This window comes from Affinundibacterium flavidum (genome assembly GCF_014284175.1).
In the GTDB taxonomy this organism is placed as follows: Bacteria; Pseudomonadota; Gammaproteobacteria; order Burkholderiales; family Burkholderiaceae_D; genus Undibacterium; species Undibacterium flavidum.
The window spans coordinates 99,347-116,654 of record NZ_JACOGA010000011.1 but is presented as its reverse complement, the minus strand read 5'-3'; the positions used below and the strand labels follow the sequence as shown (position 1 = coordinate 116,654).

At 45.5% G+C, this 17,308-nt stretch carries 18 protein-coding genes, 2 tRNA genes and 1 riboswitch; of the genes, 18 read left to right on the top strand and 2 right to left on the bottom strand.

Annotated features, from left to right (window positions below; genetic code table 11):
* The first annotated feature begins 94 nt into the window (after positions 1–94).
* From fumC to H8K55_RS12965, 16 genes are all read left to right on the top strand, one after another.
* Positions 95–1,489 carry a class II fumarate hydratase gene (fumC, locus tag H8K55_RS13040; protein ID WP_186942504.1) on the top strand — a complete coding sequence of 465 codons (1,395 nt, stop codon included), beginning with the start codon at positions 95–97 and terminating at the stop codon, positions 1,487–1,489.
* Positions 1,490–1,663: 174 nt separating this feature from the next.
* Positions 1,664–1,739 (top strand) — tRNA-Asn (locus H8K55_RS13035).
* Between the two features lie 64 nt (positions 1,740–1,803).
* Positions 1,804–1,879: transfer RNA gene (locus H8K55_RS13030), tRNA-Asn, on the top strand.
* Positions 1,880–2,009: 130 nt separating this feature from the next.
* Positions 2,010–2,107: riboswitch (TPP riboswitch) on the top strand.
* 59 nt (positions 2,108–2,166) lie between these two features.
* The gene (locus H8K55_RS13025; protein ID WP_186942503.1) at positions 2,167–4,293 is read left to right on the top strand and encodes a TonB-dependent siderophore receptor; all 2,127 of its coding nucleotides are present in this window, start codon (positions 2,167–2,169) and stop codon (positions 4,291–4,293) included.
* A gap of 186 nt (positions 4,294–4,479) precedes the next feature.
* Entirely contained in the window at positions 4,480–4,962 is a 483-nt protein-coding gene (gene iscR / locus H8K55_RS13020; protein WP_186889179.1) for a Fe-S cluster assembly transcriptional regulator IscR, read from the top strand.
* A 15-nt stretch (positions 4,963–4,977) separates the two neighbouring features.
* Complete coding sequence (locus tag H8K55_RS13015; protein WP_186942502.1) at positions 4,978–6,246, top strand: IscS subfamily cysteine desulfurase; 1,269 nt, start codon at positions 4,978–4,980, stop codon at positions 6,244–6,246.
* Positions 6,247–6,271: 25 nt separating this feature from the next.
* On the top strand, positions 6,272–6,658 hold the full coding sequence (iscU, locus tag H8K55_RS13010; RefSeq protein WP_186889177.1) for a Fe-S cluster assembly scaffold IscU: 387 nt from the start codon (positions 6,272–6,274) through the stop codon (positions 6,656–6,658).
* A gap of 49 nt (positions 6,659–6,707) precedes the next feature.
* A complete protein-coding gene (gene iscA, locus H8K55_RS13005; protein ID WP_186889176.1) occupies positions 6,708–7,031 on the top strand; it encodes an iron-sulfur cluster assembly protein IscA in 324 nt (107 codons plus the stop codon).
* 36 nt (positions 7,032–7,067) lie between these two features.
* On the top strand, positions 7,068–7,571 hold the full coding sequence (gene hscB / locus H8K55_RS13000) for a Fe-S protein assembly co-chaperone HscB (protein ID WP_186942593.1): 504 nt from the start codon (positions 7,068–7,070) through the stop codon (positions 7,569–7,571).
* Between the two features lie 81 nt (positions 7,572–7,652).
* A complete protein-coding gene (gene hscA / locus H8K55_RS12995) occupies positions 7,653–9,518 on the top strand; it encodes a Fe-S protein assembly chaperone HscA (RefSeq protein WP_186942501.1) in 1,866 nt (621 codons plus the stop codon).
* Between the two features lie 20 nt (positions 9,519–9,538).
* Entirely contained in the window at positions 9,539–9,877 is a 339-nt protein-coding gene (fdx, locus tag H8K55_RS12990) for an ISC system 2Fe-2S type ferredoxin (protein WP_186942500.1), read from the top strand.
* A 291-nt stretch (positions 9,878–10,168) separates the two neighbouring features.
* Positions 10,169–11,776: a sensor histidine kinase gene (locus tag H8K55_RS12985; protein ID WP_186942499.1), complete on the top strand. Its 1,608-nt coding sequence runs from the start codon at positions 10,169–10,171 to the stop codon at positions 11,774–11,776.
* Positions 11,777–11,893: 117 nt separating this feature from the next.
* Positions 11,894–12,688, top strand: coding sequence for a thymidylate synthase (locus H8K55_RS12980; protein ID WP_186942498.1), 795 nt, complete (start codon positions 11,894–11,896; stop codon positions 12,686–12,688).
* Between the two features lie 11 nt (positions 12,689–12,699).
* The gene (locus H8K55_RS12975; RefSeq protein ID WP_186942497.1) at positions 12,700–13,182 is read left to right on the top strand and encodes a dihydrofolate reductase; all 483 of its coding nucleotides are present in this window, start codon (positions 12,700–12,702) and stop codon (positions 13,180–13,182) included.
* A gap of 8 nt (positions 13,183–13,190) precedes the next feature.
* On the top strand, positions 13,191–13,760 hold the full coding sequence (locus tag H8K55_RS12970; protein ID WP_186942496.1) for a DUF4337 domain-containing protein: 570 nt from the start codon (positions 13,191–13,193) through the stop codon (positions 13,758–13,760).
* 14 nt (positions 13,761–13,774) lie between these two features.
* Positions 13,775–14,614, top strand: coding sequence for a hypothetical protein (locus tag H8K55_RS12965; protein ID WP_186942495.1), 840 nt, complete (start codon positions 13,775–13,777; stop codon positions 14,612–14,614).
* 103 nt (positions 14,615–14,717) lie between these two features.
* On the opposite strand, the gene H8K55_RS12960 is transcribed toward H8K55_RS12965, so the two are convergent.
* On the bottom strand, positions 14,718–15,419 hold the full coding sequence (locus H8K55_RS12960; RefSeq protein ID WP_186942494.1) for an ABC transporter ATP-binding protein: 702 nt from the start codon (positions 15,417–15,419) through the stop codon (positions 14,718–14,720).
* 24 nt (positions 15,420–15,443) lie between these two features.
* On the opposite strand from H8K55_RS12960, the gene H8K55_RS12955 reads away from it, so the two are divergent.
* Both H8K55_RS12955 and mnmH read left to right on the top strand, forming a co-directional pair.
* On the top strand, positions 15,444–16,073 hold the full coding sequence (locus tag H8K55_RS12955; RefSeq protein ID WP_186942493.1) for an arylesterase: 630 nt from the start codon (positions 15,444–15,446) through the stop codon (positions 16,071–16,073).
* Entirely contained in the window at positions 16,070–17,131 is a 1,062-nt protein-coding gene (mnmH, locus tag H8K55_RS12950) for a tRNA 2-selenouridine(34) synthase MnmH (RefSeq protein WP_186942492.1), read from the top strand. Before H8K55_RS12955 ends, mnmH begins: the two co-directional genes overlap by 4 nt.
* Before the next feature lie 22 nt (positions 17,132–17,153).
* On the opposite strand, the gene ccoS is transcribed toward mnmH, so the two are convergent.
* On the bottom strand, positions 17,154–17,297 hold the full coding sequence (gene ccoS, locus H8K55_RS12945) for a cbb3-type cytochrome oxidase assembly protein CcoS (protein WP_186942491.1): 144 nt from the start codon (positions 17,295–17,297) through the stop codon (positions 17,154–17,156).
* Positions 17,298–17,308 lie beyond the last annotated feature (11 nt).

The window sequence follows — 17,308 nt, the reverse complement described above, 5'->3', positions numbered from 1 at the left end:
ACCTTAACTCGAGATGTTTAATATCGAACGATAATATAAGTTAGCGTTGCAAAAACCCACTCATAGCCCAAGACACCCATCCAAAGGAGTCACCATGCAAACAACGCGTATTGAAACAGATAGCTTTGGAAATATTGAAGTGCCCAGCGATGTTTTATGGGGTGCACAGACCGCACGTAGCCTGCATTTTTTTGCCATCGGCGAGCAACGTATGCCTCTCGAAATCATCCACGCTTTAGCGGTAATCAAATGGGCCGCAGCGGGCGCCAATCACGATGTACAACGGATTTCTCTGGTGCGCTCAATAGCCATTGCGACAGCAGCTTTGCAAATCGCGAATGGGCAGCATGATCAAGAATTTCCGCTTTCTGTTTGGCAAACTGGATCTGGCACGCAAAGCAATATGAATGTCAACGAAGTAGTCGCCCATCTCGCAAGCACGGCACTGCAGAAAATAGATGTGAACGCGAAAAAAATACATCCGAATGACGAAGTCAATTTAGGGCAGTCTTCAAATGATGTCTTTCCTAGCGCCATGCACGTCGCGATCGCGCTTCAAACCCAACAAAAATTGATTCCCGCTTTAGAATATTTGCATAAAAATTTGCAGAATAAATCTGTTGAATTCAAAGACGTCATCAAAATAGGTCGCACCCATTTACAAGACGCGACCCCCATCACCTTAGGGCAAGAATTCAGCGGCTATGTAGCACAAATAGACTCGTGCAAAAACACTTTGCTTCAATCATTACCAGGCATTTATAAACTGGCAATTGGTGGGACTGCTGTGGGCACCGGATTAAATACGCATCCTGAATTTGGAACCAAAGTCGCACAATTATTAACCGAAAAATTTTCGCTGCCTTTCACTCCAGCCAACAATTTATTCGCCGCTATGGCCGGACATGAAGGGATTGTTGCTTTTCATGGGGCGTTAAAAATGTTAGCGATCGCGTTGACCAAAATCGGAAACGACATACGATTAATGGCTAGCGGTCCACGTGCAGGTCTGGGCGAACTGCAATTACCGGAGAATGAACCAGGCAGCTCTATCATGCCGGGCAAGGTGAACCCGACACAAATAGAAGCGCTCAGCATGGTATGTGCTCAAATAATGGGACACGATGTGGCGATTGGTTTTGCTGCAAGTCAAGGGCACTTTGAGCTGAATGTATATAAGCCTCTAATCGCACTTAATAGCTTAGATAGCATACGCCTGCTCAGCGACGCCATGCATAGTTTTACCACACATTGCCTAATTAACATTCAAGTTAAATCAGAACGTATTAATAAATTACTCAACAATTCGCTCATGCTCGTGACAGCACTAACACCCCATATCGGTTACGACAAAGCGGCACAAATTGCAAAATATGCACATAGCCACCAATGTTCTTTACGTGAAGCTGCGATGATTTTAGGTTTTGTGACGGAAATCGACTTTGAGCGCTGGGTTGACCCACAATTAATGCTGGCGCCAAAAGCTTGAGTCAAAAATCTTCAATCCTTAAAATTAAAAGATGATTGCAGGAAAAGCCCACCCGCAAAGCATTTGCGTATAAGTCACCTTAAATTACGAAGCCAAAATTCAAGGTAAAAAAGCGCATTTAGCGCAAAAACTTTTGACAAGTTTAGGAAACATCCCTATAATGTTTGTCTCTGTTCCTTGATAGCTCAGTTGGTAGAGCGACGGACTGTTAATCCGCAGGTCCCTGGTTCGAGTCCAGGTCGAGGAGCCACAGAATTTTGTAGCTCTAGAAATAGAGATGTAGTGCAATAAAAGTTTAGAAGCGAACCTTCTATTCCTTGATAGCTCAGTTGGTAGAGCGACGGACTGTTAATCCGCAGGTCCCTGGTTCGAGTCCAGGTCGAGGAGCCAAATAAGAAGCCTTGTAGAAATACAAGGCTTTTTTCATTTCCGCAAATACATCGCAAATACACTATATAAACATCGCATGTCATTGCACCTTCCAACACAAGGCGCTCAAAGCGGTTTTATGTTAAAGTCGCGCCTTCGCTAGGGGTCCTGTACGTTTCGGTATGGGTGAGATAGTCCCTTGAACCTGATCTGGATAATGCCAGCGAAGGGAAGCGCAAGATGACTCTGCTCATCCGCCCTCTTTTTTGCTCGGTTCATCCAGACGTAACCAAGTAGAAAAGCACATCATGTCGAATCCACGTTTTCGCATCTATTTCAAACTCAGTCTAATTGCCAGCGCAGTCGCGCAGGTGCTTACCATTTCCTCTGCAGCCCACGCCCAAAGCAAAGAGCAGACTTTGCAAGAAGTAGTGATTAGCGGCAGTCGAAGCAGCAAAGCAGACACAAGCAAAGTCGGTGGATTTATTGAAACTGCGTTGCAAGACACCCCACTCTCCATCACGGTTTTTTCGGCAAACCAATTGCAAGATTTGCGAATCCGCCAAACCACCGACGCCATGAAATTCGATGCTAGCGTAAATGAAGCTTACAACGCTATCGGCTATGCAGAACAATTTTCCATTCGCGGTTTTGCGCTCGACAATGCATCGAGTTATCGCAAAGATGGATTTGCAATTCCGGGCGACGCCTCCATCCCTTTAGAAAATAAAGAGCGCTTGGAAATTCTAAAAGGCATCAGCGGCTTGCAAGCAGGCTTTACGACGCCTGGCGGCATCTTAAATTATGTAACGAAACGCCCTAGCAATACTGCAGTGCGCACCATCACTTTGGAAGCCAGCGAACGCGGCACTTTGTATGGCGCGGTCGATCTCGGCGGCAAATCCGATGACAAACAATTCGGTTATCGCATCAACGCGGCAGGTGAAAAATTACGCTCTTACGTCAAAGGCGCCGATGGTGAACGTCAATTTGTGTCCGCCGCATTTGACTGGCAAATTAGCCCGCAAGCCCTATTCCAGATCGATCTCGACCATCAACATAAATCACAATTATCTGTGCCGGGATTTCAATTATTTAATGGCACCGATCTGCCACGTGGCATTTCCGCCGACTTGATGTTGAACGATCAAAAATGGGCAAAACCAGTTGATACGACCAATCGCAATATCGGTTTGCGCTTTGAGTATCAACTCAACAGTGACTGGACCGCCGCTATCTCTGGCAATCATCACGAATTCAAGCGCGATGATTACACGGCATTTCCTTACGGCTGCGGCGCGCAAGACCTGTATCCTGGCTATTGCGCCAATGGTGATTACGACGTGTACGACTACCGCAGTTTGAACGAGTCCAAATCATTACGTGGTGCGCAAGCTCTACTCAACGGCAAATTCAGCATTGGCGATGTTCAGCATAAGTTGGCAATCGGCTTAAGCAACTCTCAACGTCGCGATTATTTTGGTGACTATGTGTACGACTACGCTGGTAGCAGCAATTTATTTCACCCCGCCGCAGTACCAGCAACGAATGGCAAAACGGGAGCTGTTTCTTTGCGCCGCACCGACAAAGAAGCCTCGCTCTTCGCACAAGACATTATCAGCTTAAGCAAGGAATTCGATTTACATGTAGGACTGCGCCACGTCAAGGTGGATCGCGCGCAAGCAGGCAGCCCCGACTTTGAGCAAAGCTATAACTTACCCAACCTGGCATTAGTATTTAAACTTAGCAATGCGATGAGCACGTATATCAGCGCAAGCGAGGGCTTAGAGCATGGCGGCGTAGCGCCATTTGGCACCAAAAATGAAAATCTTATGCTCGACGCCAGCAAATCCAAGCAAGTTGAAGTCGGCTTCAAAGCAGCATTAAACCGTGACTTCAATTTCTCTGGCGCACTATTCCGTATCACCAAACCTTTGGAATACACCAACGCTGCCAATTATTATGTGAGCGCAGGAGAAGCCGAGCATCGCGGACTGGAGTTATCAGCACAAGGCAATTTAAGCAAAGACTGGACACTTGGCGCCAGTGCGACTGTAATTAATGCGCGTCAAAATAATACGGGCGATGCGACAATAGACGGCAAACGCGTGACCAATGTGCCGAGTTTCAAATCCACGATCTACACCGATTACGCACCAAGCATCTTAAATGGCGCGCACTTGACCGCATCCTGGCAATATTCAGGCAGCAAATCGTTTAGCCCTGATAACAAAGTCACGGTGCCTGGCTATAACGTCGTTAATCTTGGCTCGCGCTACACAACACAAGTTAACGGCATCGTCAGCACTTTCCGCTTCGATATCAACAATGCTTTCAATAAATTCTACTGGCGTGATGTAACGCAAAGTTTGGGTGGCTATTTATTCCCAGGCGCACCGCGTACTTATAAAATCTCAGCACAGTTCGACTTCTAAGCCATATTTCCCATAGAGGCGAACCAACAAGTTCGCCTCCCCTCCCGCACAGTCCTTCACTTTTGTAAAAACAGGTAGTACCTGACAAGATTACTCAAGTTTGCTATACTTGAGTCAAATGCTCGGGATTAAAGTTTATTCATCACTCTTACCCAGCATCACTAAACAAGTTTGGAGTATTGACTCATGCGTCTAACCACTAAAGGCCGATTTGCTGTCACAGCCATGATCGATCTTGCCTTACGTCAAGACAATGGACCGGTCACGCTGGCAGGCATTAGCCAACGCCAGGATATTTCCTTATCGTATCTTGAGCAATTATTCGGCAAATTGCGTCGCCATGAAATCGTCGAATCCGTACGAGGCCCAGGCGGCGGTTACAATCTCGCCCGCAAAGCGCAAAATGTGACGGTGGCGGATATTATTATCGCGGTCGATGAACCACTTGATGCAACTCAATGCGGCAGCAAAGGCAATTGCCATGGCAGTGATCACGACAATGGCATCCACTGCATGACACATGACTTGTGGGCGACTTTGAACGCCAAGATGGTCGATTATTTAGACTCTGTTTCTCTGCAAGACTTGGTCAACCAACAAAAACAAAAAGCCCAAGATAAACCTATTGTTATCGTTCGTCACGGACACGCCGAACGCACCATTTCCTAAAATTTGGAGTTTTGAATGACTGCCGCAACTACATCCGTACCATTAACAAAAACTTTGATCGACACGCTGAAAGCACCGCATTTTCCTATCTACATGGATTATTCCGCGACGACCCCGGTTGATCCACGCGTTGCCGACGTGATGATCCCGTATTTGCGCGCGCAATTTGGTAACCCTGCTTCACGCAGTCATGCGTACGGCTGGGATGCGGAGGCAGCTGTTGAAGCGGCACGTGGTCATGTTGCTGCACTGGTGAATGCGGATTCCCGTGAAATCATCTGGACCTCTGGCGCGACAGAAAGTAATAACCTCGCCTTAAAAGGCGCGGCACAGTTTTACAAAGGCAAAGGCAAGCACATCATTACCGTGAAGACCGAGCACAAAGCAGTGTTGGACACAGTGCGTGAATTAGAGCGTCAAGGTTTTGAAGCGACTTATCTGCAACCACAAGACAATGGTTTGATCTCAATCGAGCAATTAAAAGAAGCTATTCGTCCTGATACGATTTTGGTTTCTGTCATGTGGGTCAATAATGAAATTGGCGTGATTCAACCGATTGCCGAAATCGGTGAATTGTGTCGCGAAAAAGGCATTATTTTCCATTCAGACGCAGCACAAGCAACGGGCAAAGTTGACATCGACTTGGAAAAAGTCAAAGTCGATTTAGTCTCTTTCTCTGCTCACAAATCTTATGGTCCGAAAGGCGTAGGTGCTTTGTATGTACGTCGCAAACCACGCGTACGTTTAGAAGCGCAAATGCACGGTGGCGGTCATGAACGCGGCTTGCGCTCAGGCACTTTGGCGACGCATCAAATCGCAGGCATGGGCGAAGCCTTCCGCATCGCTAAAGAAGAAATGACTAGCGAATTAGCCCACGTTCGCGCTATGCGTGATCGCTTAGCAAAAGGTTTAAGCGAGATCGAAGAAACTTACATCAATGGCGACATGGATCACCGCGTTCCACATAATTTGAATGTGAGTTTCAATTATGTCGAAGGCGAATCTTTGATCATGGCGATTAAAGATATTGCGGTATCGTCTGGCTCAGCATGTACCTCTGCCAGTTTGGAACCGTCTTACGTTTTACGTGCTTTGGGTCGTAGCGATGAATTAGCGCATAGCTCGATTCGCTTTACCATTGGTCGTTTTACGACAGAAGAAGACATCGATTTCACGATAGAACTCTTGAAATCCAAAGTCGGCAAATTGCGCGAATTGTCACCATTGTGGGACATGTATAAAGATGGCATCGATATTTCTACCATCCAATGGGCTGCGCATTAATTAACTAATTTAAGAGGGAAACATCATGGCATATTCAGAAAAAGTATTGGATCACTACGAGAATCCACGTAATGTTGGCGCGTTTGAAAAAGGTGATGACACTGTCGGTACTGGCATGGTTGGTGCACCTGCTTGCGGCGACGTGATGAAATTGCAGATTAAAGTTGGCGCAGATGGCGTGATTCAAGATGCCAAGTTTAAAACCTATGGCTGCGGCTCCGCGATTGCTTCATCTTCTTTGGTCACAGAATGGGTTAAAGGTAAAACTTTAGATCAAGCTTTGAGCATCAAGAACACCGAAATCGCTGAAGAATTGGCATTGCCACCGGTCAAAATCCACTGCTCTATTTTGGCAGAAGATGCGATCAAAGCAGCTGTACTCGATTACAAAAACAAACATAGCGCTGAATAATTTTATTCAACTTATTTTTCGCGCAGTTTTAGCGCAATTTGGATAGATCATGGCGATTACTCTGACAGAAAAAGCAGCAAAACACGTCATTCGTTATATGGAACGTCGCGGCAAAGGCATAGGCTTGCGCTTCGGCGTTCGTACCACGGGTTGCTCAGGCATGGCGTATAAATTGGAATATGTCGACGAAGTCGGTAACGAAGATCAAATCTTCGAGACCCACGGCGTAAAAGTGTTCGTCGATCCTAAGAGTTTGCCTTACATTGACGGCACGGAATTAGACTTCGCGCGCGAAGGCTTGAACGAAGGCTTTAAGTTCTACAATCCTAATGTCAAAGACGAATGCGGTTGTGGCGAGAGCTTCCGTATTTAAGCAGGCTTGACGATATTCATGACCATGCAAAATCCCATGCAGAATCATTTCGCGCTGTTCAATTTACCGACCAGCTTCGAACTAGACCGTACAAAACTCGATACCGCATATCGCGAAGTGCAGTCCACTGTCCACCCGGATAAATTTGTACAAGCGGGCGATGCAGAAAAGCGTGTGGCGATGCAATGGGCGACGCAAGCCAATGAAGCTTATCAAACTTTAAAAGATCCACTCAAACGCGCGACCTATTTGTGTCATTTACATGGCGTTGATTTACAAACGGAATCGAACACCAGCATGCCTGCGAGTTTTTTAATGCAGCAAATGGAATGGCGCGAAGCCTTCGATGATGCCCGGCACAGTAACGATATGACTGCCATGATGCAGCTAGAAAAAGAAGTGCAAGCGGGTTTGAGAACGCAAACGACAAAAGCGGGGGCGGCGATAGCTGATGGGGATTTCCAAGCAGCGGCACTAGACATTCGCGCTTGTTTATTTTTAGAGAAATTCCTGGCCGATATCGCTGCCTATGATGACTAAGTCATTCTGACGCTAACGTCAGCTCCATAAAACCGATTAATTTAGACCGACGACGCACCGCGTCATCCTCACGACAAGATTATGGCATTACTGCAAATTTCAGAACCTGGCATGTCCACTGCCCCGCACCAACATCGTTTGGCTGTTGGCATTGATTTGGGTACGACCAATTCCTTAGTTGCCACAGTGCGCAATAGTATTCCTGAAATTCTCAATGATGAAGAAGGTCGCTCATTATTACCGTCGGTGGTCAGATATTTACCGAATGGTCACGCGCACATCGGCTTTAAAGCACAAGCAGAGCAAACAACGGATCCTAAAAATACCATCGTTTCTGTGAAGCGTTTAATGGGACGTGGATTAAAAGATATCGCCCATGCTGAAAATCTACCTTACGATTTTCATGATGAGCCTGGCATGGTGCAATTGAAGACCGTTGCAGGGATCAAAAGCCCAGTCGAAGTCTCAGCACAAATTCTCGCCACTTTACGCCAACAAGCCGAAGACGCGTTGGGCGATGATTTAGTAGGCGCGGTCATTACTGTTCCGGCTTATTTCGATGATGCGCAACGTCAAGCCACTAAAGATGCGGCGAAACTGGCCGGCTTAAATGTACTGCGCTTGTTAAACGAACCAACCGCCGCAGCGATTGCTTACGGCTTGGATAATGGTTCCGAAGGTGTATACGCAGTTTACGATTTGGGCGGCGGCACTTTTGACATTTCGATTTTGCGCATGAGTAAAGGTGTGTTCGAAGTCTTATCTACTGGCGGCGACTCTGCTCTCGGCGGCGACGATTTTGATCACCGTCTATTTTGCTGGATTTTGCAGCAAGCAGGTTTGTCTTTATTGAATGATGCAGACACACGAGTCTTGATGGTCAAAGCACGTGAAGCCAAAGAAATCCTATCAACGCAGACTTCAACCTATATTGACGCCAAACTCTCGAATGGCGAAGTCGTACATCTGCAAATTACCAAGAGCATTTTTACCGAAATTACAGAAAACCTGGTCATCAAAACCATCACCCCTTGCCGCAAGGTTTTGCGCGATGCCAAGTTAACGGTGGATGATATTGATGGCGTCGTTCTGGTTGGCGGCGCAACACGCATGCCACATGTACGCAAAGCGGTTGGGGAGTTTTTCCAAACCACGCCATTAGCGAATATCGACCCGGATAAAGTCGTTGCACTTGGCGCTGCGATTCAAGCGAATTTATTAGCAGGTAATCGCGCTGCGGGTGACGACTGGTTGTTATTGGATGTAATTCCTTTGTCTTTGGGCATAGAGACTATGGGTGGATTATCTGAAAAAGTTATTCCACGCAACTCCACCATTCCTTGCGCCCGTGCGCAAGAGTTTACGACGTTCAAAGACAGTCAAACCGCCCTTGCTATTCACGTTGTACAAGGCGAACGCGAGTTGGTCAGCGACTGTCGCTCTTTGGCAAAATTTGAATTACGCGGCATTCCGCCAATGGCGGCCGGTGCAGCGCGCATCCGCATCACCTATCAAGTCGATGCCGATGGCTTACTGTCAGTTTCTGCACGAGAAATGCGTTCAGGCGTAGAGTCTTCCATCGTTGTAAAACCATCGTATGGCCTGGCCGACGACGAAATCGCACGCATGTTACAAGACTCATTTAGCTCTTCCGACAGTGACATGCAAGCTCGTGCTTTGCGTGAAGAACAAGTTGAAGCTGATCGCTTACTGTTAGCCATAGCATCAGCCTTAGCCAGCGATAAACAATTGCTCAGCACAGAAGAATTACAAGAAATCGAAACATTGATTGAAAATCTGCGCCAAACCAAACAAGCTAGTGATCACGATGCAATCAAAACCGCTATCACCGCACTCGCCGATGGCACAGAAGAATTTGCCGCACGCCGCATGGATCAAAGCGTTCGCAGCGCGCTCGCAGGTAAAAACCTGAACGAGTTTGAATAATTTTCACGATAAAAAATATCATGCCTATCATTACTATCCTGCCACATGCCCAACTTTGCCCCGAGGGCAAGACTATTGAAATCGAAGAAGGCAAATCTTTGTGCGAAGCACTGGTTGAAAATGAAGTCGAAATTGAGCACGCTTGCGAAATGTCTTGCGCATGCACGACTTGCCACGTGGTTGTTCGCCAGGGTTTCAACTCTCTCAATGAGTCAACAGATGACGAAGAGGACTTGTTAGATGCAGCATGGGGCCTGGAAGCGACTTCACGCCTGTCTTGTCAAGTGAAGTTAGGCAAACAAGACATCACGATAGAAATTCCCAAATACACAATTAATCACGCTCGTGAAAATCACTAATACCTATCGATCTGCAGCAGAGATTATTATTTTTTCACTTAATCAAATGCTTGCACGTCAATATGTCTGTTTTTGCTCTCTCTGAGAATAGAATTTGCACAAGTTCAACACTGTCACTTGTGCAAATTGTCAAAACCTTCTACCATCAGAAATAATTGCTTTGTATAAACGAAGACCCAATCCGCCTTCCTACAAATAACACAGCTTTAGCAATTACTTTGCTGAATGTTTGTGCAACGAAAGACGACGTATGCTACTGAGTCAGTACAAGAAAAAGAAGGAGCATAAGTAATGAAGACACCGTCTTTGATTGCTTCCATTTTCAGTCGCATTACTTTACGCCTTGCCGTCGTTCTCGCGGTTTTTTTTGGCTTACTTGTTACCTCTCTCGTTCTGATTCCTATCCAGCTACGTACTATTTCTGAGGATAGCTTAAAGAAACTCGAAGACGATCACCTGCGCTCTGCCGCTATTCTTGCGGTCATTTTGAGCGAACCTGTATGGCAAATTACCCCAGAAATCGCCAAATTATCGAGTGAAGTGGTTTTCTCTAACCCAAATGTTTCAGAAATTCACGTCATCACCCTGCCGGACAAGAAAACCTTTATTACCAATTCGCGCAAAAATACGCAAAAAGGTCCCTTCCGAACTCAGTCGCGCCCGATTTCTCACGGTGAGCAAGTCATTGGTGAAGTACACCTGACGTTTACTGAAGAGATCATGCAAGAAGAAATCAACTCGAACTTCTATCGTGCGATTCTTGTGACAGCGACTTCATTTTTGCTTTCGGTGATCTGTATTTATATTGTTTTGCAGTGGCGATTGGTGCGACCGATCAAAGATCTCATCGAAAAATCAGATTTGCTCGCTAATGGCGAATTAAATGAAGTCATTTCATTTGATCGTAAAGATGAAATTGGACACCTTGCGGTTAGCTTGGAAGCGACTCGGCAAGCCCTTCAGCGCTCGTTTAATGAGCTTGAAATTAAGAATCAACAATTACTTGAATACTCAGGCACCTTGGAATCAAAAGTTCGCCAGCGTACTCAGGAATTAGAGAATGCCAATCATCATTTAGAGGCAGCTCTTGCCAGCGTGAATAGTGCGCAAAACGAATTAGCCAGGATTGAGCGTATGGCCGCCTTAGGATCTATGGTGGCGGGTGTCGCACACGAATTAAACACACCACTCGGAAATTGTTTGTTAGTCGCTAGCACGCTCAGTGATGAAACCCGCCAAATCGGCAAAGCGATGACCGAAGGCACGATGCGTCGCTCTGATTTGTCCCACTATGTAGAAGCGGCGACAGAATCTAGCAAGTTACTAATGCGTGGTTTACAACAAGCAGCGCAATTAGTCGGCGATTTCAAACAGGTTGCAGTTGATCAATCGAGCGCTCAACGTCGGAAATTCACCTTAATGGTGGTATTCCAGGAGTTAGCTGCTTTGTTGCATTCTAGCTTACGCAAAACTCCATTTAACCTAGAACTCGATATTCCAGATGATATCGAATTGGATAGTTATCCTGGTCCGCTCGGTCAAGTATTTAGCAATTTGGTAAATAATGCAGTAGTGCATGGGTTAGACGGCATGAGTCAAGGCTATATGCGCTGCATGGCGAGGCTCCAGGGCGACCATGTCTTAATTGTATTTGAAGACTCTGGTAAGGGGATTCCTCCTAACATCATCAAGCGTATCTTTGAACCATTCTTCACAACCAAGTTCGGCAAAGGCGGCAGTGGTTTAGGTTTGAGTATCACGTTCAACATCATCACAAATGTACTTGGTGGAGAGATTAAAGTGACTAGTGAGCCCAATCAAGGCGCTCGCTTTGAAATGTCAATTCCACTCATCGCACCAGGCAATCCTGAACATACGGGACAAATGATCGACGCCTAAGGCTGTTATACTATGGCCTGAAATTATTTCAGTATCTTGCCCATTTAGAGACAAGATACTGAATTAAATTGATCCGTCAATTGGCACCCTGACCACCACTTTTCAAAGCTGCGAAAAATGCAAGAATATCTCGACTTCATGCGTCATGTACAAGATCATGGCCACGTCAAAACCGACCGAACCGGCACCGGAACACTTTCTGTTTTTGGTTATCAGATGCGCTTTGACCTAAGCAAAGGCTTTCCTCTGGTGACAACCAAAAAACTCCATCTAAAATCAATCATTCATGAGTTAATTTGGTTCTTGGCTGGATCTACAAATATCGGCTACCTAAAAGATAATGGCGTATCCATTTGGGACGATTGGGCCGATGAAAATGGAAATCTCGGCCCAGTCTATGGCTCTCAATGGCGTAGCTGGCCTTTGCCTGATGGTGGGCACATTGACCAAATTGCACAGTTAATTGAACAAATCAAAACGAACCCTGATTCGCGTCGTCTGATAGTTTCAGCCTGGAATGTCGCCGAGATTCCCCATATGAAGCTACCTCCTTGCCATGCATTTTTCCAATTTTACGTGGCGGATGGACGACTTTCTTGCCAGTTATATCAACGCAGTGCCGATATCTTTTTGGGAGTTCCCTTCAATATTGCCTCGTACGCGCTATTGACTCACATGGTAGCTCAACAAACCAATTTGGACGTTGGTGACTTCATCTGGACCGGTGGTGACTGTCACTTGTACAGCAATCATTTAGATCAAGTCAAAGAGCAATTATCACGTCAACCTCATCCCTTACCTAAGCTCAATATTTTGCGCAAACCTGATTCAATCTTTGATTACAAATTTGAAGATTTTGAGATTGCAAATTACGAGTTTCACCCACATATCAAAGCACCTGTCGCTGTATAGTTAGTAATCTCATGACCAATTTAAGCATTATTGTCGCCACTGACAAAAAAAACGGCATTGGTATTAACAACCAATTGCCTTGGCACTTACCGGAGGATTTAGCGCATTTCAAGCGCACCACATCTGGTCATACAATTATTATGGGCAGAAAGACTTTTGACTCTATCGGTCGCGCTTTGCCAAACCGCCACAATGTAGTAATCAGCCGCAATACAGAATGGCAGCACGACAATGTGCATTGCTATTCTTCTATTGAAGATGCCCTAAAATCGCTTAAAGACTCGGAAGCCTTTGTCATCGGCGGCGCACAAATTTATGATCAAGCCTTGCATTTAGCACAAAAACTGATCGTCACCGAAATTCAAGATGAATTCGAATGCGATGCTTTTTTTCCAAGCATAGATAAAAATATCTGGCAAGAAAGCCAACGAGAAAGCTTTATTAGTGCGACTAATCAGTTACACTATGCAATTGTTACATACACAAGAAAATAGGATATTCAATGTCAGGTCACGGTTTTCACGTACATGGTCCACACGATCATGAAGTAGAGCATGCAGCTCATAGCAATGACGAATTTTCCAGCAAAATCGCTGTAATGACGGCAATCATGGCAACCGTCGGGGCTTTGCTAGGCTACGAGGGCGGCGCTACGCAAAACGAAGCGGCCATGCATAAAAATAGTGCTGCAATCAAGAAAACCGAAGCATCAGACCGTTGGAGTTACTACCAGGCTAAGTCGGGCAAACAAAATTTGGCTGAACTTGCCATGATTATTCCTGGTAGCGATGTAGAAAAATACAAATCTGAAGTTGCTCGTTATAAGACAGAAAAAGAACAAATTAAAAAAGAAGCTGAGGCTTTAGAGCAACAGGTAGTAGAATTAGAAAAATCGTCAGAAGCTGCTCTGCATCAACACCATCGCTGGGCACAGGCAATGACCGCAGTACAAATTGCGATTTCCCTAGCGGCAATTGCCTTATTGACTAAAAAGAAATGGCTAGAGTATGCTTCTTATGCTGTTGCAACCGCCGGACTGGGTATCGCAGCATTAGCCTGGATGCATATTTAAAGAAAGTTGATATCATGAAGAAGATTGCTTGCTTGACGATCTTAGCCGCCGTAAGTGCAGTTCCTTTGGCTGTGCACGCGCAAGATTTTCGTTGGAATCAAGCTTCTGTCATAGCATCTCAAGTGCATCCAACATATTCCCTGTCACAAACAGGCAAAAATAGTTTTGGTGGCATTACTAGCATTAGCAGTAGCCAAGATCTGACACTCGCTTCACCACTTGAATTTGGCTATATTCCACCAAGCAAACAGGGTAAGCGTGGGTCATCCCGTGGTTTGTTTTTGAATCAATCAAATTCAACGGCACTGAATTTTTCGAAATCAGATAAATTGGACTACGGCTTAGATTTCAGCTTGGATCGCAAGCGTGATCCGTATGAACTTACGCAAATCGGCACGGGCAAGAATCAATTGTCAGGCACCGATTTTTCGACTTCAGCTTTTATTAATTATCGAATCAATCCTACTTACTCTCTGGGATCATCGATTCGTTATGGCACTGGCTATGAACGTGGTACTCAACTTAGTGTCAGCGCAAAAGCGAATAAAGTCTTTGGTAAACGCCATAATTTGACTGCTGTATTCAGCGTCAACTGGAGTAATTTATCTAGCGCCTCGAAGAATCCTTTCAGTGCTCTCGATTGGCAACAGTCACAGAATTATTTGTCGCTCAACAATAACTTGAATCGTACTGAGTTACGCATTGGTAGTAGCTGGAACTGGAACATTGATACCAACTGGTCCTTATCGACCGGTGTCAGCGCACGCCACTCGCTCAATTCGCCCGTGAATAATCCTTTCTTCACGCAACGCACACCGGTAACCGTATTTTCTATCGCGACTTATCGCTTCTAAGTTCAAAGTTCAAACAATAATGGCTCATTCGGTGAATGAGCCATTATTTTATTGCTTGCATTGATCTTCAGTTCGACATCATTGCAAACTCATCTTGTGGGTCTTAAATCAATCGCCCAGCCGCAATTGAAATCGTACGTCCACAACGAGCGGCAATCGATAAATCATGTGTAACCAACACCAGACTCGAACCGCGTTCGCGGTTTAATTCAAACATTAATTGAATTACCGATTCGCCAGTCGCCGCATCGAGGCTACCTGTCGGTTCATCGGCAAATAACAGCGGTGGCTCCGTGACGAAGGCGCGCGCCAAAGCCACCCGCTGCTGCTCACCGCCCGATAAATATTTTGGATAGTGTTTTAAACGACTAGACAGACCAACCTTTGCCAACATCTGCTCTGCTTTACTCTTTGCCTCTTTGTCGCCGCGCAACTCCAAAGGCAACATCACATTTTCCAAAGCATTCAGATGCATTAATAATTGAAATGATTGGAACACAAAGCCTAACTGATTCTTACGCAACAAAGCTCGGCCATCTTCGTCTAAAGCGAAAATATCAACGCCGCCTAACTCAACGGTCCCCGATGTGGGTGTATCCAAGCCAGCTAAGATACCCAGCAAGGTAGATTTTCCTGATCCCGATGCACCAACAACCGCGAGAGTCTCACCCGCTTCAACAGAAAACTCGATATTATGTAGAATAGTTAGCTCACCAGTCGCATCAGCGACCCGCTTACTCAAATTTTTTACATGTATTGCTGGAATATTGTTTGCAGGAATATTGCTTTGATCAGAAAGGCTCATGTTGAATTTATGCGTTTAAATTTTATGAAAACACTGAACATCTTCAGCGCACTTTTTATTGCACTATTAATGTGTGTCATTTCTAGTAATGCGCATTCTGCACCAAAAACAATACTTGTGCTTGGTGATAGTTTATCCGCCGAATATGGTCTGGCTCGCGGCACTGGTTGGGTAGCATTATTAGAAAATAAGCTGCAGTCCAAAAAAATTGTGGCACGCGTTATCAATGCCAGTATTAGCGGAGAAACCAGTAGCGGAGGTAAAGCGCGACTGGGTGCATTACTGGAAATTCATCGACCAGATATCGTAATTATAGAACTGGGTGGCAATGATGCCTTGCGTGGCTTAGATCTAGACGCATCAGAGCAAAATTTTCGTGACATGTTAAAAATGGTTCAGGCTAGCAAAGCCAAGCCACTACTGGTGGCGATGCAAATTCCACCGAATTACGGCAAAGCCTATACCGATAAATTTTTCTCCATGTACGCCAAATTGGCGAAAGAAAATAAATCTGCCTTAGTGCCTTTCTTTCTCAAAGGCGTCGCAGACAAACCTGCGCTGTTCCAACCTGACCGGATTCATCTGACTGCAGAAGCACATCCAACCATGATGGAAAACGTCTGGGAACCTTTACAAAAACTGCTGAAAAAATGAGTGCATCTCGATTGATTAGTTTCGCCGAGGCCTACGCCGATTTATCCGAGTTTGATTGCATCATCGATGCGCGTAGCCCCGCTGAATTTGCAGAAGATCACATCCCGGGCGCCATTAATTGTCCAGTATTAGACAATGAAGAAAGAATCAAAGTCGGCACAATTTATAAACAAGTCAGTCCGTTTGAAGCGAAGAAAATTGGCGCAGCATTAGTTGCAAAAAATATTGGTACGCACATTGAACAATTGTTTCTGGATAAACCCAAAGACTGGAAACCTTTGATCTACTGCTGGCGCGGCGGTAATCGCAGTGGCGCCATGACACATATCATGTCAAAAATTGGATGGCATGCGATGCAGCTTGATGGTGGTTACAAAGGATTTCGCCGTTTCGTGAATCAGCAACTGCCGGAATTGACAGCGCGAGCACATTGGGTCGTGTTATGTGGGGAAACTGGTACGGGTAAAAGTCGTTTGCTACAACAATTACATGCCGCAGGTGAACAAGTCATCGACTTGGAAGAATTGGCGCAACATCGCGGCTCAGTGCTTGGAAAATTACCGGATAACAGACAACCTTCTCAAAAGTTTTTTGAAACAGAAATTTGGCGCTGTCTCAATCGTTTCGACTTCGACAGACCAATCTATGTTGAAGCCGAAAGCAAAAAAGTTGGCAACTTACGAGTGCCAGATGCCATGATGGAAAAAATGCGTATCTCGCCATGCCTCAAATTGGAATTATCTTTGGATGAACGGATTGCTTTGCTCAGCGATGATTACCGCCATTTCATCGACAACACGGCGCTACTCAAGACTCAATTAGCATGTCTGGTAGATTTACATGGCAAGGAGCAGATTCGACTATGGTCGGAACTCGCTGAGTCCAATCAGATAAGAGAGCTAGTCAAACAGCTCTTACTCAAACACTACGACCCAGCATATCAAAAAGCGATAGTCCGTAATTTTGAGCAAGTGAAACAAGCGAAGATTTATGCCATACAAGATAAATCAGATGCCTCATACGCAGAACTCGCCGCTCGCATTATCCGAGAATATTAAGGCGCAATATCAAGATACAGACTCAACCATCCTTATCCTCAATAATGCCCTGCCCCTTTTCATCAAGCTCTTCGAACTGGCGGTGATTTAAAGCCCACCAAAATACGATACCTATCGCAAAAACCAAGAGGACGCTGAGCGGAACCAATAAGTACAAAATATCCATAGATTTCTTGA